A 23242-nucleotide genomic window follows, 5' to 3' on the forward strand; every position below is an offset into this window, starting at 1 on the left:
GCTGTCCGATTTGCAACTGCAACTAGACGACTTGCTTCCTTGCTAATCGCGACCTCAACTTTCTACACCGTTTGCCCATGCCGCCCAACACATCCGCCGAAATTCGATCGACTCTCGTAGATGCCCTGCAACTCGATCTGGTTGGCCCCAAACCCAGCGATCGATCTTATGCAACCGAAATTCTCACCGAGCCGCCCTCCAAGTGGTATCTCACCGGATTTTTAGCGCCGTTTGGCACGAAACCAGACGATCGCAGCGACGATGATGCCGACGACACTCCCGACGAAGTGGCAGGCAGCGATTCCAGCGAAGACAGCCAAGCTCCCGAAGGCGTTCCCGCCCGCAAGCCGTTTTTTCCGTCTTCAATGGGGCTAAGCTTTCTGCTCGATCGTCATCCGATCGATCTGCAAGTGACGGCAAGCTGGGGTGATTATGTGGCGATCGAACTGGAGGAATCCGCCGAAGCGGAAGCAGAACCTTCCAAATCTGACTCAAAGAAGCGCAAGCCCGAAGGCTGGCAGCGCATTCCCCAGTCGGTGACGCTAAACGTTTCGATTACGGCGATCGAAGATTCCTTTACGATCGATATCCCCAACAGCAGCGGCTTAAGCTTGGTCGTCAACTGTCGCCCCGTCCTCGATTCGCGCTTTCCAGTCGGAACGCTATCCGCCTCAATTTTCTTGGTCAACTATCGCCAGCAGCCCGGAGAAAAAGACAAAGCCTTTGCCTTTCAAACCTGCCTTGTAATTCGATGCGCTGAAGGCTTTGTGCCGCGATCGGATCTGCGGGGTGACAGCACCGATTGGGACGAAGCGATCGCCAATCTGCAATATCGCCACGACTACGAATTTGCCGTCGGCCATAACGTTTCTGCCCTTGCTCATAGCGTCGATCGATCCCGCTGCACCGAAATTTGCACGACCTGGATTCCTACTGCCAACGTCCCCAGAGTCGAAGCTGCTGCCATTCCCAACGTGCAGCTTGGCATGGAAGCATTGGCCGATGCCACCGATGCGAGCGCCATTCGGCAAAAGCTCGACCCGCTCATCACCGAATACCGCACCTGGATCGCCGCCCAGCGATCGCAGTCGATCGATCCGCCGCAAGCGCAAGCCGCCGCCCAAGTTCTGGTCGACAATGCCGAAACTGCCTGCGATCGCATCGAATCCGGCCTGCAAGCACTCAGCGATCCCAACGTGCTAGAGGCATTTCAGATCGCGAATCGCGTCGTGGCAATCGCCCGTCGCCGCCAGCTTAGCCAAGACCGCAACGCCCCGCCCGAAAGCTTCGATCCTCCCCAGTGGCGACCGTTCCAGCTTGCTTTTATTCTCCTGAATCTGGTCAGCATCGCGCAGCCCAATTGCAGCGATCGCGAAGTTGTGGATTTGCTGTTTTTCCCCACCGGAGGCGGCAAAACTGAAGCCTATTTGGGACTGGCGGCTTTTACGCTGGTTCTGCGGCGGTTGAGTTATGTGGGGATTCGATCGGCTGGCTTGAGCGTTCTGATGCGCTACACCCTGCGCCTGCTAACGCTCGATCAGCTAGAGCGAGCCGCCCGCCTGATCTGCGCTCTCGAACTCGAACGCCAAAAAGACCCCGCCAAGCTGGGTGACTGGCCGTTTGAAATTGGGCTGTGGGTCGGTCAAAGCGCCACACCGAATCGAATGGGCAGGCGCGGCGATAAAGACGAATATTCTGCTTTCAGCCGCACTGAAGCTTTCAAGCGCGATAGCAAAAGCAGACCCGCTCCCATCCCTTTAGAGCGCTGTCCCTGGTGTGGCGAAAAATTCACCGTCAATTCCTTTTCGATCCATCCATCTTCAGACGATCCAAAGAATCTCAGAATCATTTGCGTCAATCGCGGTTGCGACTTCCGCAGCCGCAATCCGCTTCCTATTATTACCGTCGATGAACCGATCTACCGTCGCCTGCCCTGCTTCATAATCGCCACCGTCGATAAGTTTGCTGCCCTGCCTTGGATCGGACAAACAGGCGCACTGTTCGGGCGCGTCACTCACTACCACGACGGCGAAGGCTTCTACAGTCCTGCCGACGAGAAAAAGGCAGGCAAGCCGCTCGGTGCTTATCTGCCGCCACCCGATCTGATCATTCAAGATGAACTGCATTTAATTTCGGGGCCACTGGGCACGATGGTCGGGCTGTATGAGACGGCGATCGACACCCTCTGTTCTTCCACAGACCGCAAAATCCGCCCCAAAATCATCGCATCAACGGCAACCGTGCGCCGAGCCAGCCACCAGATTCAAGCTCTATTCGGGCGCAACCACGTCCACATCTTTCCGCCTCCCAGCCCCGATCGCCACGATTCCTTCTTTGCCACAACGAACTTCGACGATCCCGGACGACTCTACCTCGGCGTTGCCGCTCAAGGCCGCAGCCTGAAAGTCGTTTTGCTGCGAACCTATTTGGCGCTAATGGCCGCAGCCTACAAGCAGTACATCGAGCAGGGCGGCGATCGCAACAAAGATAATCCGGCTGATCCCTACATGACGCTGCTTGGCTACTTCAACTCGCTGCGTGAACTTGGTGGCAGTCGGCGGATTGTGGAAGATGAAGTGAGTTCGCGACTGAGTACATACGGCGATCGGCGCTTACGGTATGGCGAATCGATCGGCGCTTTTCGCGATCGCAAAATTGACGACGAACCCGAAGAACTCACCTCTCGCGTCAGCACTGGCAAAGTTGCCAACACCAAGCGACGTTTAGCCCTGCCCGCCTACGAAAAGGAAAAAGTTGACATCGCCCTTGCCACCAACATGATCTCCGTTGGTCTTGACATCGTGCGGCTCGGCTTGATGGTCGTCCTGGGACAGCCCAAAACCGCAGCCGAATACATTCAGGCCACCAGTCGCGTCGGTCGAGAAGCGACAAAACCCGGCCTCGTTGTCACCCTGCTCAACATTCACCGCCCCCGCGATCGATCGCACTACGAACGCTTCCAAAGCTGGCACAACAGCTTCTACCGCGCCGTCGAAGCCACCAGCGTCACGCCGTTTTCATCCCGCGCCCTCGATCGCGGCTTAGCGGGCGTCGTCGTCGGCCTGACTCGACTGCTGATTCCTGAAATGACCGAGGCGATCGGTGCTTCTTATGTCCGCAGCCAGCGGCAGGCGATCGAAACGGTGATCGAGGCAATTGCCGATCGCGCCGAGTTCCAAAAGCAAAACAGTGAAGACTCCACCCAATCACGGCAGCAAATCCGAGCGCAAGTGCTGGACTTGATCGACACCTGGGAACGAATTGCCGATCGCGATAAACGGCTGCAATACCAATCGAGAGAGCTTGAGGGGACGCCCGCACTGCTGGTTGATGCCCTAGACCCAAACGCTCATCCACACGAAAAATTCAAGGCACATCGTAGCCTGCGCGATGTCGAGGCCACTGTAAATCTCTGGGTACGCGACCCATACGGAATGACCGTCGAGGACGAAGAATGAACGACAAACGAAAAACCAAGCCCAGCGGTGAACTGCGTCAAAGCCAGGTTCTCACCACCTTTGGCCCCGGATCGATGGTTGATTTGCCGAAGCGATCGGTTGTGATTGCTGGATTAACCTACTGGAAGGGCGATCGCCTGCTGGTGCGCGAAGATCGATTGCGCTACAAAGTTGCCAAGAGTCTCGGACTGCCCAATCCCCAAGACATCGAACTACGCACACCCCCACAGCAGTCGAGCGATCCGCAAGCGTCCGTCAGCGGGATTGATGCGTTTGTCTTTCCAACTTGGTTTTTGGTGCAGATCGATCGCACCTTCGACAATGGCAAACCTTACCGCACTCGTCCGCTCGTTTCCTGGAGTACTGTCAAAGCCGCCACAAACGGGTTAGTCAAGTTTGACGGCGACAAAGCGCCAGTCGTCCCCGTTCGATTCGTTCAAGCCTGCACCAACGGCCACCTCAGCGATATCGACTGGTACACTTTCGTTCATCGCGATTCTCAGTCTACTTGTCGCGGACAACTTTGGTTAGATGAAGGTGGATCTGGAAATGATTTTGAGCAAATCTTTGTTCGCTGTAGTGATGCAAATTGTAGAAAACGCCGCCCGCTTTCAGAAGCCAAACTGAAAGATTCCAAAGTGCTTGGAAAATGTCAGGGACATCGCCCCTGGCTCGGCTCGAAAGGCAAAGAAACCTTTTGTCTAGGCCACAACATCAACAGCTTAGGGGAGATTGTAGAAACCGAAGAATATAATCGCCTGCTGGTTCGTTCAGCCAGCAATGCCTACTTCACGCAGATTCTCAGCGTCGTCTCACTGCCCGATCAAGATGCAGAACTGAAGCAGGCGATCGATCGCTTCTACACTGGGGAGCTAGACAGCGCTGAAGATTTAGATGAAATTCAAAAAAGCCTTCACAAAAAAGCTAGGTACGCCAGCTTGGTCAGGTTTGGTGCAGATGCAGTTTGGGCAGAAATTCAGCGACGCAAAAGCGGCTCGATCGCACCTGACAAAAGCATCAAGCAGGTCGAACTCGAAGCCTTACTTGCCTGTCCTCCCGAACTGGGCAAAGAAGCACCGCCAACCGATAAACCGTTTCAAGGCTACACGCGCCAACCGGACAAGCTCGATCCTAAGTGGCGATCGACAATCGATCGAATCGTCCTGGTGCATCGCCTCCGCGAAGTTTCTGCGCTGATTGGCTTTACTCGATTTGAGGCAGCCATGCCCAACATTGAAGGCGAAATTGACGATCTGGCAATCAACTTGCGCCGCGCCAGTTTAGACTTTGAACCAAACTGGGTACCTGCGATCGAAAATTTGGGCGAAGGCGTTTTCATCAGCCTCAAACTCGAAGCCATTGGGCAGTGGCTCGATCGGCCAGGCGTTAAAGCGCAATCCCAGCGACTAGAGCAAGGCTTTTACAAGTGGCTGGACAGCCGCGGCATTCCTCGCGACAAAACAAAATTTCCAGGCGCAGCCTACATTATGCTGCACTCACTCTCTCACCTGTTGATTACCGCTGTCTCACTCGACTGCGGCTATGCCTCCAGTGCCATTCGCGAACGCATTTACGCCTTCGACGATATTGGCTACGGCATTTTGCTTCACACTGGAACGTCAGGATCAGAAGGAACATTGGGCGGACTGGTCGAAGTGGGCAGACGCATCGAGCATCACTTGGGCAAAGCGCTGGAGTATGGCCGCTTATGTTCAAACGATCCGGTGTGCGCTCAGCACAAACCCAGCGATGAACAGGAAGATCGGTTGCTGCATGGCGCGGCCTGTCACGGCTGCTTGCTGATTGCCGAAACTTCTTGCGAACGCCGTAACGAACTGCTCGATCGCGCCCTAGTCGTCAGCACAGTGGAACGATTCGGTGCTGAATTCTTCCCGGACGCGCTGCAATGATGTCGCCATTTTTGAGCCTGAGCCGTTTCGCGCTGCTTGACCTGGCAACCGCTTTGGAATCTAGGTGGCTGAAGTTCCCAATCCACCCGTTTTCTCTCACCAGCTACGCTCCAGAAAAACTTGCCGCCGCGATCGCCGCAGAACTTAATCAACTCCGTCAGCAAGGCATGAGCACGACCCACATTGCCTACATGCTCAAGCTGTTAGCCCAAGAGCAGGCGATCGCTCACCAGCATTTGTTTGATTTGGTGTGGACTGGCCCCGAAGTGTTGGGAACCGAAAGCCGCGATACTGCTGTGGTTGTACGCGAACTGTTTCAGAGCGCTCAGCACAACGTTTTGATTTCTAGCTTTGCGGTCGATCAGGGTACGAAAGGGCACGAGATATTTCGCCCTCTGGCCGATCGAATGGCTGCAAATGCCGACCTCAGTGTCCGAATGTTTCTCAACGTTAAACGCCAATACAGCGACAAAACGCCGACTGTAACTTTATTACGGCAATTCGCGGAGAATTTTCGGAAAAACGTTTGGCCGGGATCGCGCCTGCCCGAAGTCTTTCACGATCCCAGAGCGCTGGAACTGTCTTCCCAGAGCAACGCTTGTCTCCACGCCAAATGTGTCGTTGTTGATGAAGCGCAAGTTCTGATTACGTCAGCCAATTTCACAGAAGCCGCCCATCAGCGCAACATCGAAGCGGGCGTTTTGATTGCAAATCGTCCCACTGCTAGAGCGATTCGATCGCAGTTTGAGATGCTGGTCGCTCAAAACATTCTGCAAAAAATACCAGGACTTTAGATTTAACAAAACACATCGCGATGCAAAAAATTCACGCCTTTGCCATTCTTGCTCCAGTCCCAGAACTGCGCTTGTTCTCTGGGCTAGAAGCAATCACCGCTCAAATCGATTCCGATGATTTGCTGCCCAAAGTTGCGTTTGGCACAATGGCGTCCGAACTATTTGCCCAAGTTGATGCGATTCGCTCTCCATCTCACTCTGAATCTGCCTTGCGATCGACTTCCTCAACGATCGCTGCTACCGCTTCAATCTCGTGCTGCAAATCTTCGATCGAGGGCAATTTCGCCTTGAACTCGTCGGGCAGCATTGCTGTCGTGCGGTAGGTGGAAACGCTAATCGGCTGACTCATGCCACGCAAGGCATATTCGACGATCGACTTCTTCTTGGAGCGACAAAGGATGATTCCGATCGTTGGGTTGTCTGTTGAACGACGTAGTTTGTCATCAATCACATTGACGTAGAAGTTGATTTGCCCAGAATACTCAGGCTTGAAGTCAGTCGTCTTTAGCTCGATGACCACGAAGCAACTCAGGGCAAGGTGGTAGAAGAGCAGATCTACAAAAAACTCATCACCTTCAACCTCCAGCCGATACTGACTGCCCACAAATGCGAAGCCCACGCCCAGTTCGAGCAAAAACTTCTGCATGTGTTCAAGCAGGGCACGCTCTAGATCGCGCTCAAGTGCTTTTTCACGCAGATTGAGAAATTCCAGATTGTACTCGGACTTTAGCAAGCTCTGAGCTAAATCGGACTGAGGCGCAGGAAGCGTCTGCTCAAAATTTGTGAGTGCCCCACCTTGACGGCTGTAGAGATCACCGTCAATCTGGTGGATGAGAACGTTGCGACTCCAGCTATTTTCGATCGTCTTTTGGATGTACCAGATGCGTTGCTCTGGGTCTTTCACCTTGTCGATGATCGCGCAGTTGTGCTTCCAGGGAATTTGTCCACCAAGCTGGTGGACAATTGACTCATCAGGATAAGCTTCCGCAAACGCCCGCATATAGAGGAGGTTGGTGCGCGAGAACCCAGCAATGTCAGGAAACTCCAAACGCAAATCTCTAGCGAGACGCTCAATTACTTTTGCACCCCAACCTTCTTCCTGCTGACGCTGAAGAATCTCTCGGCCAATTTGCCAGTAGAGCAGTACCAATTCTCGGTTGACGGCGAGCGCTGCCTTGACCTGAGTCGATCGAATTCGCTCCTTCAAACTACGGAAGAAATCATCGTAGTCGTCAGGAAAAAGGGAAGTTTGCTTAGGCATAATTACTGATTTTGATGATGTCGAAGAAACGCTCTAGCTTTCGCCAGCTAGCCGCTCCAGCTCGTCTAGCAGCTTGACAATTCGATCGCGCTTCTTGCGCTCACTCCAGCTTTTGCTTTTCTTCAACCGCTTAGTAATCTCGCTCATGCGAGCAATTAGCGCTTGTTCCGGCGTTGTCTCTGAACCTGCATCCGGCTTCGACTCCTTAATTCGCACTTTGATTTCATTCAAGGAGAGGCTTTGGTCGATCGCCTCCTCTAGCAGTTCATCTCGATGCTGCTCATTCTTCACGCGGGCGATCGATCGAGCTTTGGTGTACTCCAACTTTCCTTCCCGTAGAGTATCTAAGATATTCGACGGCAAATTCAGCAGCGGCAGACGACTACTGCGTAAGGATTCTAGATTGAACCGACCTAATTCAGCTAGGCAAGATTCGATCTTTTCAAGCTGAAGGGAAACGTTTTCCTTCAACTCCTGCCCTCGGTTCTTTGAGTTTGCTGCTTGGTAGATGATTGACTTCACTTCGTCAATATTCGTGTCCAAAGCGAGTGCCAGTAGCTCTAATACTGCCTCGGTTTCCTCGATCGGGTTAAGGTCGTCCCGCTGCAAGTTCTCAATCAGCGCGACTTGGAGAGCCTGCTGATCGGAAAACTCGCGTGAGACGATCGGAATCTGAGTCAGTCCTACTTCCTGAGCAGCTCGAAGCCGACGCTCTCCTGCAATTAGCTCGTAGCGACCTTCTCCTAGAGGACGAACTAGAATCGGTTCCAGGATGCCGTGTTCTTTCACAGATGCCACTAGCTGTGCCATCTTCTCAGGGGCGAAGTAGCGACGAGGCTGCCGTTTAGCAGGTAGTTTAATGACGCTTAGCGCGACAGAAGCAGAAGGTTGAGTATCTTGAATACTGTTTGGGTCGGTCATGAAACGCTGCATCACAGCGTCACTAAGTGTTTTGCGCTCCTTAACCATTCATCACCTCCATCGCCTGCTTGAATAAACTCTCTAGTTCTTGCCGCGCTGTTCCTGCTGGTGTTCCTGCCATATCGAAGACGGTTGCACCTTGACCAAAAGCATCTGTAATAATTTGTCTTTGGTGGACGATCGTTGTCAGCAACTTGACACCTTGAACTTGCTGCAACACAGCAAACGCTTCGTCCTTGAGCTTTGTTCCTTTGATTGCCTTGTTAAGAAATAAGGCTGCCTTCGGCAATCCGCCACGAATTGCTTTTGCCTGTCGAACGAGTCGCACCGTGTCTGAAGCGCTGGCTAAATCAACCCCAGCAGGCTGACAAGGAATCAACGCTAAATCAGCCCATAAAAGCAGCGCCCTTGTTGTCTCACTAAGTGTAGCAGGGCCATCGACTAGCAGCCATTCTGTTTCTTCGGCGAGCTTGGGTAGCTGCTCTAAGAGTTCATCAGGATTTTGCACAACCTGAAAGGGAATTTCGTAGTTTAGAGACTCTAGCCAAATCGAAGAGGTACGCTGTCCATCTGCATCTACCAGCAAGATCGACTTCCCTTGACGCTGCAACCATCGAGTGAGATGGACAGCGATCGTGGACTTTCCCGCTCCCCCTTTTTGATTTACAACCGCGATCGTAGGCATGCAGCAATCAAGAACAACAAAGCTAGTTTACGGCAAAATGGATGAAGGGAAACGTTTCCCTTCGATGAAAATGTAATTAGATGAGGTAGTTCTTGAGTGTTGAGAAAAAGGCAGTTTTCTCATGTCATGATGGAACAAGAACTACCAAACTTCTGGCATCACAATAAGCAGAACTGCTGGCGATTACCAGATGAGAGGAATCTATGGCTAAAGGATTCAAAGCAAAACCACGCAAGCAGTCGAGTGTTAAGAAATCTCGGCCACACAAATCCTTTTCTCTTACCTGCGAGAGTGAAGCAAAAATTCAATTGGAGATTGAAGCTTTTCTAGCGCAAGATTTGCAGGAAAACCCTGAACACTACATTTTAGCTTGGCAGGCGGGTGTGTACAATCCTGTGGCTGGGCTGGAGGTAACCACCAGGTTTCTTGAAGCCAACGAAGAAGACTGGCTATTTTTGGCAAAGGAGATTGGCTGGCTTCAAGTAGAGGAAGACGAGTTAGACGCAATTTACTTTACTGCTCCGCCTCCAGATTTTGATCCTGATCAGGCCGACTGGTATGTTCGTCCTGACATAAGGACTTGGCTTGAAGAACCTGAACGACTCAGTAGAGTGGTAGCTGAGCGCCCAGTCCCGCACGGTTTGATATTTCAGGCGATCGAACGGTATATCCAAGAACTAGGCTGGGATGCAAACCAGAGTCAGGCATTCATTCAAAAGGTGATGATACGCCCGTAGCAGAAATGAGCAGTTCACACCTCACGATCGTTTTACTTGGGCTTCGACAACTTAAGCTTTAACGCAAGCTTTCAGCTTCAATGATGACTTCTTAGCAATCGCCCCTTAGCAATTTCTCTTTTTTCTTGTGTAACTTCTAGCGGTTTAAGTTCTTGGTTACACAAGAAACGATCGCTCTATGACTCTAGCGATCGCAACTTAGGCAAGCGCTAGTAGATAACTGTGCAAGCTGCTTGAGACTGTAGATCTCAAACCGATCGCGAATTGCTCAATATTCCACGAACAGGGTTGCGCCTCGTGTGCCAAGCAATCTTGTAGTGCAAACTACAATATCTAATCCGCCAAGTCTGAATAATAAAGCTCATCTCTACCCAGGCTAATCCAGGGTCTACAAGCACGTTTCATCAATATACATCTATGCCCAATCGTCGTGATTTTCTGCTTGGCAGTGCTGCCACCGCTGCTGCCGCTAGTCTACTGCCCAAAGCGCTCGCCCAAGAAGCACCACCGACTCGCCCCGAAATGGTTGCGATGCAAGAAGGCTATGTTGGGCAGTATCAGGGTGGCGTGTATCTGCTGCCTGCCAATGATGAGACGGTACAGTGGGGCTAGTTCAACAATGCGGAACCGCCTCGCGCTCGCATTCGCTCGGGCGATACGGTCGTGATGGAAACGATGATGGCCTCGCTCAATCAGGTGCTGCCGGGAGTGTCGATCGAGGAAATTACTCGATTGCGCGTTGATAATCCTGGTCGCGGCCCGCACTCGGTCACAGGCCCCATCTTTGTCGAAGGCGCACAGCCTGGTGACGTTCTCAAAGTTCGCATCAATCGCATTGTGCCGCGTACGTATGGCGCGAACTGGAACTTGCCGGGAAGTCTCAACCTGGGGCAGTTTCCCACGCTCTTGCTGAACCGCAGGTCAAGCATTTCTACCTCGATCTTAAGCGCGGCGTTACTGAGTTTCTACCAGGAATTGAACTGCCTGTGCGTCCGTTTCCCGGCATCATTGGCGTCGCACGAACCGAAAGCGGCCAGTACAGCACCGTTCCACCGGGGCCGTTTGGCGGCAACATGGACTGTCACGAACTAGTTGAGGGCACGACGATCTATCTGCCTGTATTTGTCGAAGGCGCGTTGCTGTGGTCTGGCGACTCTCATGCCGTTCAGGGCAATGGCGAGATTAACCTGACGGCGATCGAGTCAGCCTTCAACGAACTCAACTTGACGATCGAAGTGGTCAAAGGTCAGTCGCTCACTTGGCCGCGCATCGAGTCAGACACGCACTGGATTACGGTTGGGTACGATCGCGACCTCAACGTGGCAATGGACATTCTCGAAGAAGAAACGCTCAAGTTTTTAGCCGACTCGAAAGGCTTGAGCAGCACACAGGCGCGGCGCTACATGGCGGCGTATGGCGACTGTCGCGTCGCGGAAGTGGTCAATCAGCTTAAGGGTGTGTACTGTATGCTGCCCAAGCAGCCGATTCCCGTGCTTGTGCCCAATCCGGTCATCGGCACGATCGACAGCTTTGTGACGCACTCGGTCGATCGCGATGCGATGCAGGCGATGAACCTGGCGGCGATCGGCATGATTAAGCGCTTGCAGGCAATGAAAGGACTGACAGCGCTGGACGCCTACTCGCTAGCAAGTTTGGCGATGGACGCACGCATCGGGCGACCAGAAGCAGGAGCGAGCAGCCTGCACTGCCTGCTACCCAAGTCGTTGTGGGTGAATGGGTAGAACTTTGGGCTGCGGGTGTTGAAGTAAAGCAGACAGCGCCCGCAGCAAACGACGAGTACTATTTTCTTGTGTAACTAGGAGCTAAACTAATATTGGTTACACAAGATGCGATTCGCTCAACTCTGGATTGCAAGGTCTGTTCTGCCTTCATAGCCATCGCAACCACAGCATATACAAAACCTACTGACTGCTGTCCCTATTCCAAGGCGGGCGTTTCCCCACATACTGGCTGCGAACCTTCTTTTGTTCCTTCCAGTAGGCGTACCAGTAGGGACCATGCCCGGCTTCGGCTACAGCACCAGTCATACAGCGACAGCCCGCTTTATTACAACGTCGCTTTTCAAGCTGGTAAAGCTTCCCCTCATAATGCCGCTGCTCAATCGCGGCTGACCCTGACTGCTGCGGAAGCTCGATCGCCCCTTGTGCTTCTGCCGCGATCGCTTCTCCCAGCCAAGCATAAACTTCCTGCTTCTGCTTAAGGCTCAGGCGTTGTAGCGTAGTACGGAGTGAGTCGAGTGAGGGCTGGCGCGGCATTTTACTTCTTGTGTAACGAGGGATATTTTTCAGATTGGGTTACACAAGGAATCTCGATCGCCGAGCGACTAGCTTGCGTAACGCGAGTTCGTCTTAGAGAAATGGGCTGTCCTTGTATGAAGCGGTTGCCCATCGTCGCAAATCTTGTGTAACCAGGGTGCAAAGTTACACAAGATTTCTCCCAACCTAGATTGCTTGCTTCGGCGCAGGACTCGATCGACTGATCGACCCGACGCTGAAGGCTCTCAGGCAGAGATGAGTCCGGCTGGCAGGCTCGATCGAATTTAGCCCACAGGGGTTGGAGCATCTGGCTCACCTCCTGCTTCGATCGCGATAGCCACCAACTCATTTAATGGCAATGTGCATTCTTGGGCACGGTGCAAATGCCGGAGTCGCGCCGTTGCTGCTTCGACTTGAACGACAACCCAACGACAAGCCTGCTGAAGATGTCTGACAACGCACCCGACCTGAATGGCGGAATTGTATTGTGACGCTGCACCGACTTGGGCGATCGCAGAGCAATCCTGTTTCTCCAAACTTCCCCATTCTTCACAGGCAAGTCTTTCCTCTCTTGCAGCCTCCAACGCTAATCCATCAGCCGATCGACTAGCTATAAATTTATCCGGGGGTGGATCAGTCGTACTGGTTGGCGGCAACGTCGCGGCTCGATCAAGGGTGGCAATCGAGCTATCTAGCGCATCGGCGTCTCGCTGCTGCCACTCGGCGAAAATTGTTTCTCGACCATCATTGGATGGCTGGTATTGGTAAATTCGCGGCCCACCGCGTCGTCCGTCTGCTGCGACATCTCGCCCGACGCAGGTTAAACGCAGCCCTAATTTACCGAGCAGAGCTTGGACAATTTCGATCGGCGACATCTTTGCAGAGACGGTCAGATTGAGAACGGTTTTGAGGTCGTGGCTGTATTGGAGGGCCTGCTGACGGATGCGATCGACATCTGCATCGATCGCCCGCACTTGTCGTTCCGGATCAAGTAGATCGAGAAGCCCTAGCGCTTTGAGCGTTTCGACCTGCATGGTGAGCAGTCGCACGTCTTGAAGTGCAATTTTGCCGTCACCGCGATCGAGATGCCCCTGCCACTCTTTGAGATCGCGCAGCCGAACCAGAGTCGAGTCGTGCGTGAGATAGTAGTGCAATCGCAGTTGGGCGTACCAGCCCGCGTCGTCTTTGAGCTTCAGTTCGGGCGTGATGGGAATGGGATAGCGGCGCTGCAATTCGTGCTTGTGCTGGGCATAGCGCTCTACGGCAGTTTTGGCACGCTGATCTTTCAGGGTTTTGTATTCGCTGGAAGTTAGATCGGTGGCTGTGGCGATCGCCTCCGCTTCGACGAGCTGGCTGTGTTCCTGAATCGCCTTCACTGACTGAGTGACGGTTTCTGCGATCTCGCGATCGTGCTGCCAAGCCAGCCACTCAACACCGGGAAATTGCAAAATGCCACTGTGCAGGTCGGCATGTAGCGCTTGATCGATCGCTTCTTGGCCTAGCAGTTCGGTTAGTTCAGCACAAAGGGATTGGAAGGCAGGCGGCAGCAGTTGACGTAGATCGTCGGTAACTGTCGTAACTTGATGGCCTTCCAGCATCAGGCCGTTACGAAGTTCACTGCGATAGTTCCACAGTGAGACGTTGACGCGAGCCGCCATCTTAGCCCAGGTGCGAAGCGTGATCGGGTCGGTTTGAGCGTCGATGTCGAAATCGATGTCTTTGAGTAGCGCAACGTTGTACTTGACGGCTTTTGTCGTGGAGTGAACTACGTCTTGGTAGCTGCAACTGCCGTTGCCAACTTTGCCGGGACCAAAGCGAGCCGCCCAGATGAAGCGGGGCACTGGTTCTCGAACTCGCGCCAATGCCTGTCGAGATTCGGTGTCGGGAGTGACGCCTTGAAAAATGCCAAAGACGGCCTTGAAGTGACCGCGCACATCGATCGATACGCCAGTCCCGATCGTCGGTGTCGCCAACACAATGTCGTATTTCGTGATAGCTCGATTGAGCTGCTCGACGATGCTGTAGGCCGGGTGCTTGGGATCAGCGACGCTCTCTGAATCAAGGCGGAGAATGCGCTTGTCAGGAAAGCGATTGCGCAAGTAGGTTTCCAGATTCTTGGAACTCCAGCGACCACTGACTTTTTGCGAGTCAAGGGCGACAAAAACTGCGCCCTGTGCAAGAAACTTCTCCATGTAGGCAACCAGGGGAGCAGGATTCTTGGTGTCGTAGAACGAGACTGCCCAATTTGTCTCCGGCTGCCACTGATTGACCACGACCCAAGGATCGATCGGGGTTTCGACCAGTCCCTTGAGATAGTCAATGCTGACATTGGATAGATCGGCATCTTGAGCAATGATCAGGCCACCGCTGCCGATCACAACCTGCACTAGTTCCCGCAGCGCTTCGAGGATTTTGATGCGGTGGTCGTAGCAGGTTGAGGAATTGAGGGCGTGCCACAGCACCTGCTCGACTTCATCGAGAATGACGATCGCGCCTTTCCAAAACTCTGGAGTGAAGCGAGCTTGAGAAGTGGCGTGTAGAGAGTCAATGCAGAGGCCGTAGCCAAATAGTCCTTGTGTCTCAGAGGCTTTGACTTCTTCGATCCAGTCGATGCCGATGCTGTCGCAAATGGCGCGACCAAGCTGGATGCGATGGGTGATGACCAAGACTTTGCGGCCTACTCCGGTTGCGGCCTGAATGAGCGATTGCAGGGCGGTGGTCTTCCCTGTGCCCTTAGCGCTTTTGATACAGGCTAAGCCTGAAGATGGGTAGGGGAGATCGTTAAGGTAGGGAGTGTTGAGCGTCAGTGTGGGAGTGTGGGTAAGTGCCCAAAGCTTTGAGGCGAGCCAAAATTCCAGTGCCAAGGCCGCGTCGTAGCAGGTATCGAAACTCTGCGCTCCTTGCGCCACGATGAAATCGTCTACGCCTTTCTCAGGGCCGGGAAGCGTAATGACGTTGACCACACATTCGGCGCGATCGAGCAGTTTGCCGAGCTTAGTTGTGGCAATCGCAATATTTTTGAGAACCTTTGCTTTCGTCTCGTAGTCGAAACAAATGGAGATTGATCGCTTCGGTGTTGCGAAGTGCGCTAGCTCATCGATCAGCGATCGCGTTTCGCGACGGTAGCCGTTGAAGATTCCCGGCAATGCGATCGCCGCATAACCCTGAGTCAGCAAGCATCCGGCTTTTTTCTCACCCTCGGTCAGTACTAAGGGAATGTTCTGTTTCCACACCCACTGCCAGAAGCCCAGTGATCGATCGAGGTCAGAAATGGGAATTTGATAGCGTTGGGCGACTTTATCCCAAACTGCTTGAGGCACATCGAGCAAAACTAAGCGACTAGAGCCTGCTCCTAAGCTGGGGCTGAGGTATTTTGCGGGCTTGCCTTTTTCGCGATCGAGAATGGGTGTGGCAGCATCCGGCTTAAACCGTCCCCACTCCATCCGCTGCCAGTCGTTAAGCGGATCAATGCCGCTCACCCACCAGCCACGTAAATAAGGGCGCGTTTTTTGCCCAAAGCGCGAAAGATTCCAGTGTAGACGTTCGGCGATTGGAAACAGGTAGTCTGCATAGCCATCGATCGCCGTATCAACCAGGGTTTCGACGTTGAGAGCAATAATTCCGGGATCAACGCCACTATCGAGCCATTCTTGAGCGTGGTCTGTGTCCGCTTTACCGAACCAGCGAGGATTAATTTGTGGCAGCACAAGAACAGGGGCAGCGGTTGAGTGGTTCAAACGCGACCCGAAATTGTTTCCTTTATCCGCAAGGCGGTGTGCCGACATAGCTGCTTTGAGCGCGATCGATTCTTTCTACCGCCAAACAGTAGCACTCTCAATTTTTAGGTCGCAAAAATGCTGATCTGATCAACTTGATCAATCTGATCAGGAAAGTACTAGCAGCCGAAACGCCCATACCACAAAGCTTTGAAAAATGTTGCGTATCACTGAGTGGAAGATAGCGTATCACTCAGTGGAAGTGATCGTATCGTTTGGTAGAAGCGATCGAGTACTTTCAAGTACTCAAGTCGTTTGAAGCTGAGGTAAAAACCCTACTGCTACAGACACTCTAGCGATCGCCGCGCAAACTGCACTGCGGCAGCGATCGTATCGCTGAGTGGAAATTTGCAAGTACTTGAACTAATGCGCTTAGCGATTTGCTGAAAATTCAACGGGAAAGTGGATTTGGCGTATCAGCATGTGGAGAATATCAAGTACTTCTAACGTATCAAACGGTGGGGATACTTGAGTACTTTTTGCGGGGTGCGATCGCAAACGCTCGAAAATCAAAGCGTTCAGTGCTGTTTAAACGTATCGCTTAGTGGAGAATATCAAGTACTTTTAGCGTGTCAAGCAGTGGAAGTATTTGAGTACTTTTCAGATGGACGGAATGAAATTTAGGCAAACTGCTGATTCCGCAGCGGTGTAGGCGTATCTAAGCGTGGAGGATATCAAGTACTTTTAGCGTGTCAAGCAGTGGAAGTATTTGAGTACTTTTTGCGGAGTCGTTGGAAGAGTGCCTACGCTCTGAAGGCGTATCGCCAAGTGGCAATAATCAAGTACTTTGAGTAGTTCAATATTCGATCGCAACTGAAGGTCGAGCCGCCTAACGATTTTGAACGTGTCAGCAAGTGGAAGTTTTCAAGTACTTTAGTGCGATCGCCAGCACTAGGAAAATTCCAAAATCTTCTTGAGCTGCTCGGCATAGACGGGTTTGAGCGGTTGATGCTGTCGCTTGTTTTCGATGTCGCGCACCCAACTTTGGCTCATTCCCAGGGCGATCGCAATGTCCATCTGGCTCATCCCAGCTTTTTGGCGCAATTCCTTCACTACAGCGCCAGTGAATTCTTGCGGCTGTACTGGCTCTGCTTCCACTACGTCTACATCAACGGTGACGATCGCTTCGGTTGCACAATCGGAAGTGGAACTGCTGCTCGATCGCGACAGCTTTTTGGTAGGTTTGGCCTTGCTTGCTTCAAATGCGGCTAGTTCGCCCTCAACTGGAGCGGGTGCAATAATAATGACAACGCCCTGAAGCCAAGTGTCAAAAAAGCCGTCAGGCATTCGCTGCTCTTGGGGCGCAGTTGTAGCTGGATCAAGCTCGGCGTCAATTTCGCTGGGCAGCTCAGCCCAACTGGGAAGTAGCTCTCTAGGAAAGCTTTCGTCAAACTGAATCGTAAAATTCACCTCGGTCAAGTCTTCGAGCAGAACATAGAAGCGTTTGACAAAGCGCGATCGCTTCAATTTGTCGTTGCGGATCAAATCAATTTCGTGAATCGACATCACTGCTTCTAGCAGCGTTTGGATGCGGTATTTGCCGCTGGGGTGCGATCGGCGATTTTGGATCAGGTACAGTCCGAGGGCGGCGGCGAGTTCTTTTTTGTAGGGATCGATCGAGAGGACATCCTGATTGATGAAGCCGTACTGGTAAAGTGCTGTTCGCTGTTTCTCGCCGTCCCGGTTGAGGAAGTTGCGCGTCCACTGACCTGCTTGCACTTCGATTTCAACTTCGATCAGCTCACCCGGATTACCGTTCAAATCATTTTGGTACTGCTCTTTGACGTTGACAATCCAGATCATCGATCGCTCCACGATCGTTAGATCGAGATAGCCCTCCTGCCACTGAATTTTTGCTCCCAAGGTTCCTAGGACCCAAGCAAGGTCGGCAATCGCCCTCAGCTTGTCGCCTTTTTTCAGCTTATTGCCTGTGTGGATTCGCAAAATCTTGATGAGATCGCTGCCCAGTAGGGTAAACGGTTCTTTCCAGGGTTCCTTTTGCTGAGCGGCGTAGGTTGCAAAAACGGCATGGAGGCGAGCGGCGTGGATACCATAAAGGCGCAGAATCTCCGGTTCCGCAAAGCTGGTGATAAAACCAGGCTGGTGCTTTTGCTTATTGAGAATATAAAACTCGATGTGCCGCCCTTTGCCGAAAGAGCGGCGGAAGTAGAGGCGATTTTCTTCGTACTCGCTCCAGTCCGGGTGTTTAAGGTAGGCTTGCGTGGCGCTAATTACGGGTGCGCCGGTCGCTGTCATCTCGATCTGTTTGTGGGTAAACAGCGGCAGTTTAGCTTTCGATCGCGATCGCGCACGACTAGCGCGTTTTCGACCACCCTTTGCTGGACTTGTGGTCGGCGGCTCTATCTCTAGCTGAACGTCGGCAGTCTCAGCGTCTGAAGATTTCGGTTTTCGATTCGTAGAGGCCATTGGGTAATTTCTGCCAGCGACAGCCAGATCGGTGCTGCAATAAAGCGATTCCTAGTATTGTGCGTCTCAATTGGCAAACTGCAACATCTCCTTGCCGCGAAATTGAGACGAAGCATTCAGCCTACTCCGAGCGTGGCTTGGGCTGAGCAGACTTAGTTTTGCCCTGCTGCTCGGCATCATCTACGGCTTTCTGCAGCACATAGCTCGCCTGCCCAGCGATCGATCGGTCTTCGGCTTCTGCCCACTCCTCCAGCTTTTTGTAGGAAGAGTCTGGTAGCGAAATGGTAATTCGCTTAGTCATGGAGTCAACAGCAAATTGTTCACTCATGCATCCTATCCCCCTGCTGATGCAACTACTTATTAGATGCAGATTAACTGCATATCTGATGTTATAGTACATCATATGTTGAGTGCTTTCAAAGGACAAACCATGATGGCAGAGAGAATGTTATGACAAACCGATCGCTGTATTTTCCGCCCGTGGTTGTGCCCGAACAGATGCCGTCGCCGTTGCCACTGCCGAAGTTTCAAATTGGGCAGCAGGTGCAGTGGGCTTATGTTGAAGCCAAAGATTTTGGCACGATCGTGGGCATGGCCTATTCTTCGGAGGCAAGCACCCAGGGGTTGGGCTATCACTACGCCATTCAGCTTTCGCCCTCTAGTTCGTCGTACTCAGACGGGATCACAAGTGACTGGGCATTTGAGGACGACATTGAACTATATTCCCAAGCCGATCGGGAGGATGCGATCGGATGATGCGCTACCCGACAACCCGACAATGGGAACTGTTCAAAATTTATGAGAGCTGTCCGCCGCCCATCCATCCCAGCGTCTTTTGCCAGCATTGGGCGGTGTCATATGCCGAGTTGAGTGTTTTAGCAAAGACTTCGCGCAGCACGGTTGAGCATTGGTTTGGGTCAGGGCGATCGCATCGGGAGCCAGCCGAGCGATGTTGTCGGCGGCTGGCCGAGATTCATCTGATTTGGATGAGCAGCGATCGGATCGAGCCAAACTTAATTCAGGGGTGGTGTCGATTGAACCATAGCTTGTAAGTAATCGATCGAGTTCCTTCAGATAACACTTACCAGTTTTTGCTCAGAGATTTCATTGAGAAGGCTCTGTCATCATGATGGGGCTTTCTTTTCTTTCGTATTGAGGTTGTTCTAATGTAATAAAACCGTTGCTTAAGCGAAGTCGATAATGATTAGTTCTGCCATTTCCTACTGGTTGAGTTGAGTTATTAAGCTGAAGTTGAAACAAATTTTGACTAGCTGAAGTGTAGTTATTGATGGGTGATTTGGAAGACTAAGCAAGGTTTTTACTACTCGATTAAGTAAATTTAGCACCTGCGTTCAAGACCAAGATTGTTTTTTATATTATAACTAGCAGAACAAAAGTACAAGTGTCGGTAAGTTCGAGTTAGAAGTAGTAATTTTAAAAAATTAAATAATAATTGAACAGAGCAAAAATAAACACACTCTAGATAAATACGTGCTAACTCAATCTGAAAAGCAAGCAAGAATCTCAATTTAGTTCATTTCACTTAAAAATGAACATAAACAGGTTGCAAATTATGGTTGTCATTTGCCATCGGTAGTATGTTTATTTTTAATATTTCTTTACATTAGAGTATGTGCTGAAAGTCATGTCTCGCAAGCAATTTAGCGCAAATAGAAAAAACATGATAATCTTGTACTATTGTTCATAAAATTTCTACTTTTTAAAGTAAAACTTGTGTTCATTTACGTCAGAATTCCGACGCAATGGAGCTTTGAGTGAATACTTCTGATCCCTCTACCCAATTTCGGACCCTAAATGCAAAACTTCCTACTGGGGAAGTTCTACCCGTTTTGATTAAGGTAGAAACCGGAATTCCGGTACAAATGGGAATGTATTGGATATCTACAGAACGGCGCTTCCGCACCCAGTGGAATACACTCAACTCAGATGTGCAAGCGCTCAAGCGGCTGTACGAGTTTTCAACAGCGATCGAGCAAATTGACTTAGATAAATTCTTAATAGAGGGTCAAACTTTTAACCTATTCCAAATTAGATCGCTTGCTTATTATTTACGTGATGGCAAGCAGTCTAACCGTTATACACAGCGGCAGTTGAATACGATCGCAAACTTCTTACATTGGTGTCTTAATCCAAGTAATTGGACGCGCATCTGTGAAGTTTCAGCTAAGCAGATTCAAGAGCGGCAGCTTCAGCTAAAACAAGATTTCAACTCCTGCCGCAGACAACAAGCATCATCTGAACGAATCGAACCTTTAACGGCAGGAGAGGTTGCCCAAATCTTAGAGATTATTGGTCCTGTTGGTGTTGAAGAAGGTCGACCCATCTTTTCTGACAATGGGGTTTCTCCAAAGGTTCAACTCAGAAATTTGGTGATGTTTATCCTGTCCCTACAGCTAGGGCTACGGCGGGGAGAGTTGTTGAAACTTCAAGTCGGTGATATTTGCTACCGAGGAAAACCAGAGGTGCGAATTGTGCGCCGCCCGTCAGACCCGCACGACCTCCGTATTCCTGAACCTTCAGTCAAAACACAAGAGCGATCGCTAGTACTCTCCGACCTTTTGCTGTTCTACCTGAACACTTACACTGATGCCGATCCTCCATTGGGACGGGTGAAAGGAAAAACGCCATATCTGTTTGTAACTGAAACCGGAGAGCCACTCTCTTGCAGTGCTGCGGATGCTATTTATCGACCCATCTCCCAAAAAAGCGGAGTTAAGTTTTCCTGGCACTCTTTACGCCACACCTGTTTCGAGGATCTTGCAGGGCGTGCACTCAATGATGGTAGCGGTCTTGAAATGTTGCTGCCCTTGGGAGGGTGGTCCCAGATGAAGTCCGTGAAGCATTACGCTGCCAACGCGATTGAAGCGCATTCAAACGCTTGGTTGCAAAAGTATCAAAATCGCTCATTTAGTGAGGGCTAGACCGATGATCCATCAGCTTGATAGCCAAGGGAACAACAGGCTGCCGCTACCTCCCATTCCTTCCTGCGTTCGGACTTTTGAGGGGTTTGAACTCACCACTGCTGGAGACTGGCAACTCTTCGCCGGTCCTTCTCAAAGCAAACTCCAACTCTGCTGGGAACCGTTTCAACAAGGTCCAGTGCAGATGACAGATCGATTTCTGCATCAGCTCCAGCTCTGCTGGGTCGCTCGCCTTCAGCAGAAAAGGTCTAACACAGTTTATAACGATTATGGTGCAGTTCGGCAGTTACACAAGTGGCTGAACTCTGCGAAGGGGCAAACAGTTGTCGGTGCTCAGTTCGATTGGTGGAACTTCACGATCGAACTGGCATTTATCTGGTTGGAGGATTTACAGCAAAGTTCTACTCAACGCTTCAATGCACCTAAGCATCACTTCAACCCTGTGCGCTTCCTGTACCAGCTCGGAGCCAAACTACAATTGCCAGATTTTTCGGCGGAGATTGCAGCCCAGCTTGAGGATTTGAAACTCACTGGAATTCGCAGGCAACTTCAAATAAATTTCGATCTTCCTACACTTGAATGTCCTGTTCACTGTGCAGATGGGCAAGTAGTGGATACCGCTTCAGAGAAATGGAACGCGCTCTATGACATTCGTACGTCCAAGGGAATCACGTTCAACTTCAACCTTCTACGCAAATCTCCCTCAGTCTTTTCTGAACGCTTCATCCATCAAGTGAAGCTAATTCTCATTGGGCAACTCAAAACGCTGAAGCCCAGTACTGTCCATCACAGCTTTCAGATTATAGGGGATTTGGATGGCTGGCTCAGGCGGGAAGTAGGTCAATCCTTTCTAGAGGGGCGACTGTTTGAATGGAATGATTTCACCTTAGAGCTTGCACAAAATTGGCTCGATGATTTAGAAAAGATTTCGAGTAAACGAGGTTTGCCCTTTTCTAAAGTGCGAGGCATGTATGAGCTGGCTCTAGAGACACTAGCACTACCTGATTTCAGTTCCAGTGTGCTAGAAGGACTGCGTGAAATGACTCCCCTAAGCGCAGACAGGGGAAAACATGTGAGAGGGTTTGATCCTAAAACGGGTCCGCTTTCTCAAGCTGAAGAAGCTTTGCTAAAGATGGCATTGGAAGCTGAGCTTGGACAACCCGAAGACCGGGCGATCATCATGCTTCTTCTGCACCTTGGGGTTCGTCCTCACAGCTTGGCTATTTTGAAGGTTTCGCATTTGAAGCGCTATGAGCAGGAAGGAGATGTCATTTATCACTTGACAGTTTCACCAATCAAGCGCGAGACGACTGTAAAAAACCGCCCTATTCCCCGACAGTTAGGAGAACTATTAGAGCAATTGCAGCCAGATTCTGCTCAACCAAACGATTCGCTATTGTTTTGGCTCCGAGCGTCTGATCCCACTTTACATATGCGTCAACTCTTGAAACGGTTTATCAAAGCAAGTGATTTGGTTTCGCCAGAAACAGGTAAATTGCTACACCTCTTTCCCCGACGGTTGCGGTACACACTGGCGACCTATCTCGCCGAGATGGGTGCTCCACTCTCTGTCGTCAGCGAATTATTAGGTCATGATGCGATCGAAAATGTGCAAACCTACGTTGAGATGCGCATGAGCGTTGCTCACAACATCGGTAAGGCGACAGCAGCTGCCCTTAATCCTCGTATCAAATATTTTACAGGTCACAAAATCATCGATTCTCTAGAAGAAATCAAGTCTCCGGGTGTTCCACTGGAATTGATCTTTGATGTGGCATTTAACTTGAAAGTGTTTGATAAACAGCCTCAAGTGTTGGGAGGGTGTACACGAAATCCGTCCCAAGAGTGCCACTTATTTCCACCCTTTTCTTGCTACTGCTGCCCTAAGTTTGCGGCACTGCGGAGTGCACCGCATCAGAGTTGGTTGGAGACCATCGAGCTATTTTTAGAGCAAAGTGCAGGTCAAGTTGACGATCGAATTTTAATGCAGATGAACACAACGCGCTATGCCGTTCAGGAGTTACTAGTGCAGTTGTCGGGTTTGTAATTTTCAAC

General features: G+C 51.3%; 17 protein-coding genes and 1 pseudogene. 11 read left to right on the top strand and 7 right to left on the bottom strand.

Annotation, left to right across the window (positions count from 1 at the left end; genetic code table 11):
* The first annotated feature begins 77 nt into the window (after positions 1-77).
* Genes drmA through drmC form a run of 3 tightly spaced genes read left to right on the top strand, consistent with a single transcriptional unit; the run spans position 78 to position 6162 of the window.
* Entirely contained in the window at positions 78-3458 is a 3381-nt protein-coding gene (drmA, locus tag H6F67_RS12425) for a DISARM system helicase DrmA (RefSeq protein WP_190766818.1), read from the top strand.
* Complete coding sequence (gene drmB, locus H6F67_RS12430; RefSeq protein WP_190766820.1) at positions 3455-5368, top strand: DUF1998 domain-containing protein; 1914 nt, start codon at positions 3455-3457, stop codon at positions 5366-5368. Before drmA ends, drmB begins: the two co-directional genes overlap by 4 nt.
* Positions 5365-6162 (top strand): DISARM system phospholipase D-like protein DrmC, encoded by a 798-nt coding sequence (gene drmC, locus H6F67_RS12435; RefSeq protein WP_199304382.1) that lies wholly within the window; start codon positions 5365-5367, stop codon positions 6160-6162. The genes drmB and drmC overlap by 4 nt, the downstream gene beginning before the upstream one ends.
* Before the next feature lie 193 nt (positions 6163-6355).
* Here the strand turns inward: drmC and H6F67_RS12440 are convergent, their stop codons facing one another.
* Genes H6F67_RS12440 through H6F67_RS12450 form a run of 3 tightly spaced genes read right to left on the bottom strand, consistent with a single transcriptional unit; the run spans position 6356 to position 9029 of the window.
* A complete protein-coding gene (locus H6F67_RS12440; protein WP_190766822.1) occupies positions 6356-7423 on the bottom strand; it encodes a YhcG family protein in 1068 nt (355 codons plus the stop codon).
* A 33-nt stretch (positions 7424-7456) separates the two neighbouring features.
* The gene (locus H6F67_RS12445) at positions 7457-8344 is read right to left on the bottom strand and encodes a ParB/RepB/Spo0J family partition protein (protein WP_199304383.1); all 888 of its coding nucleotides are present in this window, start codon (positions 8342-8344) and stop codon (positions 7457-7459) included.
* 40 nt (positions 8345-8384) lie between these two features.
* Positions 8385-9029, bottom strand: coding sequence for an AAA family ATPase (locus H6F67_RS12450; RefSeq protein ID WP_190766826.1), 645 nt, complete (start codon positions 9027-9029; stop codon positions 8385-8387).
* A 203-nt stretch (positions 9030-9232) separates the two neighbouring features.
* Here H6F67_RS12450 and H6F67_RS12455 point away from each other — a divergent pair, with 203 nt between their 5' ends.
* The 4 genes and pseudogenes from H6F67_RS12455 to H6F67_RS27370 all read left to right on the top strand — a co-directional run bounded on the left by H6F67_RS12455 (position 9233) and on the right by H6F67_RS27370 (position 11508).
* Positions 9233-9766, top strand: coding sequence for a hypothetical protein (locus H6F67_RS12455; RefSeq protein ID WP_190766828.1), 534 nt, complete (start codon positions 9233-9235; stop codon positions 9764-9766).
* 417 nt (positions 9767-10183) lie between these two features.
* The gene (locus tag H6F67_RS27360; protein ID WP_199304384.1) at positions 10184-10378 is read left to right on the top strand and encodes a twin-arginine translocation signal domain-containing protein; all 195 of its coding nucleotides are present in this window, start codon (positions 10184-10186) and stop codon (positions 10376-10378) included.
* A 27-nt stretch (positions 10379-10405) separates the two neighbouring features.
* Positions 10406-10858: pseudogene (locus tag H6F67_RS28495) on the top strand (acetamidase/formamidase family protein); the annotation flags it as partial.
* Positions 10753-11508, top strand: a complete 756-nt coding sequence (locus tag H6F67_RS27370) for an acetamidase/formamidase family protein (protein ID WP_199304386.1) — start codon at positions 10753-10755, stop codon at positions 11506-11508. The pseudogene H6F67_RS28495 and the gene H6F67_RS27370, both read left to right, overlap by 106 nt.
* A 180-nt stretch (positions 11509-11688) precedes the next feature.
* Here H6F67_RS27370 and H6F67_RS12465 read toward each other — a convergent pair whose 3' ends face one another.
* The 4 genes from H6F67_RS12465 to H6F67_RS12480 form a co-directional block, all read right to left on the bottom strand.
* Complete coding sequence (locus tag H6F67_RS12465; RefSeq protein WP_190766830.1) at positions 11689-12042, bottom strand: hypothetical protein; 354 nt, start codon at positions 12040-12042, stop codon at positions 11689-11691.
* Positions 12043-12326: 284 nt separating this feature from the next.
* The gene (locus H6F67_RS12470) at positions 12327-15827 is read right to left on the bottom strand and encodes a plasmid replication protein, CyRepA1 family (protein ID WP_190766832.1); all 3501 of its coding nucleotides are present in this window, start codon (positions 15825-15827) and stop codon (positions 12327-12329) included.
* Positions 15828-16709: 882 nt separating this feature from the next.
* Positions 16710-18074, bottom strand: coding sequence for a helix-turn-helix transcriptional regulator (locus H6F67_RS12475; RefSeq protein ID WP_242020611.1), 1365 nt, complete (start codon positions 18072-18074; stop codon positions 16710-16712).
* 292 nt (positions 18075-18366) lie between these two features.
* On the bottom strand, positions 18367-18546 hold the full coding sequence (locus H6F67_RS12480; protein WP_190766836.1) for a ribbon-helix-helix domain-containing protein: 180 nt from the start codon (positions 18544-18546) through the stop codon (positions 18367-18369).
* 149 nt (positions 18547-18695) lie between these two features.
* Here H6F67_RS12480 and H6F67_RS12485 point away from each other — a divergent pair, with 149 nt between their 5' ends.
* From H6F67_RS12485 to H6F67_RS12500, 4 genes are all read left to right on the top strand, one after another.
* A complete protein-coding gene (locus H6F67_RS12485) occupies positions 18696-19001 on the top strand; it encodes a hypothetical protein (RefSeq protein ID WP_190766837.1) in 306 nt (101 codons plus the stop codon).
* On the top strand, positions 18998-19297 hold the full coding sequence (locus H6F67_RS12490; RefSeq protein ID WP_190766840.1) for a hypothetical protein: 300 nt from the start codon (positions 18998-19000) through the stop codon (positions 19295-19297). Before H6F67_RS12485 ends, H6F67_RS12490 begins: the two co-directional genes overlap by 4 nt.
* A gap of 723 nt (positions 19298-20020) precedes the next feature.
* A complete protein-coding gene (locus H6F67_RS28115; RefSeq protein ID WP_190766842.1) occupies positions 20021-21187 on the top strand; it encodes a site-specific integrase in 1167 nt (388 codons plus the stop codon).
* Positions 21126-23234, top strand: a complete 2109-nt coding sequence (locus H6F67_RS12500) for a site-specific integrase (RefSeq protein WP_190766844.1) — start codon at positions 21126-21128, stop codon at positions 23232-23234. The genes H6F67_RS28115 and H6F67_RS12500 overlap by 62 nt, the downstream gene beginning before the upstream one ends.
* Positions 23235-23242: the final 8 nt, after the last annotated feature.

The sequence above is a fragment of the Microcoleus sp. FACHB-1515 genome (assembly GCF_014696105.1).
In the GTDB taxonomy this organism is placed as follows: domain Bacteria; phylum Cyanobacteriota; class Cyanobacteriia; order Elainellales; family Elainellaceae; genus JAAUTJ01.

Coding starts and splice junctions, on each gene's coding strand:
- H6F67_RS12470 (WP_190766832.1), bottom strand. CDS start 15,827: ATGTCGGCACACCGCCTTGCGGATAAAGGAAACAATTTCGGGTCGCGT.
- H6F67_RS12490 (WP_190766840.1), top strand. CDS start 18,998: ATGATGCGCTACCCGACAACCCGACAATGGGAACTGTTCAAAATTTAT.
- H6F67_RS12440 (WP_190766822.1), bottom strand. CDS start 7,423: ATGCCTAAGCAAACTTCCCTTTTTCCTGACGACTACGATGATTTCTTC.
- H6F67_RS12465 (WP_190766830.1), bottom strand. CDS start 12,042: ATGCCGCGCCAGCCCTCACTCGACTCACTCCGTACTACGCTACAACGC.
- drmC (WP_199304382.1), top strand. CDS start 5,365: ATGATGTCGCCATTTTTGAGCCTGAGCCGTTTCGCGCTGCTTGACCTG.
- drmA (WP_190766818.1), top strand. CDS start 78: ATGCCGCCCAACACATCCGCCGAAATTCGATCGACTCTCGTAGATGCC.
- H6F67_RS12450 (WP_190766826.1), bottom strand. CDS start 9,029: ATGCCTACGATCGCGGTTGTAAATCAAAAAGGGGGAGCGGGAAAGTCC.
- H6F67_RS12455 (WP_190766828.1), top strand. CDS start 9,233: ATGGCTAAAGGATTCAAAGCAAAACCACGCAAGCAGTCGAGTGTTAAG.
- H6F67_RS12485 (WP_190766837.1), top strand. CDS start 18,696: ATGACAAACCGATCGCTGTATTTTCCGCCCGTGGTTGTGCCCGAACAG.
- drmB (WP_190766820.1), top strand. CDS start 3,455: ATGAACGACAAACGAAAAACCAAGCCCAGCGGTGAACTGCGTCAAAGC.
- H6F67_RS12475 (WP_242020611.1), bottom strand. CDS start 18,074: ATGACAGCGACCGGCGCACCCGTAATTAGCGCCACGCAAGCCTACCTT.
- H6F67_RS12445 (WP_199304383.1), bottom strand. CDS start 8,344: ATGACCGACCCAAACAGTATTCAAGATACTCAACCTTCTGCTTCTGTC.
- H6F67_RS27360 (WP_199304384.1), top strand. CDS start 10,184: ATGCCCAATCGTCGTGATTTTCTGCTTGGCAGTGCTGCCACCGCTGCT.
- H6F67_RS12480 (WP_190766836.1), bottom strand. CDS start 18,546: ATGACTAAGCGAATTACCATTTCGCTACCAGACTCTTCCTACAAAAAG.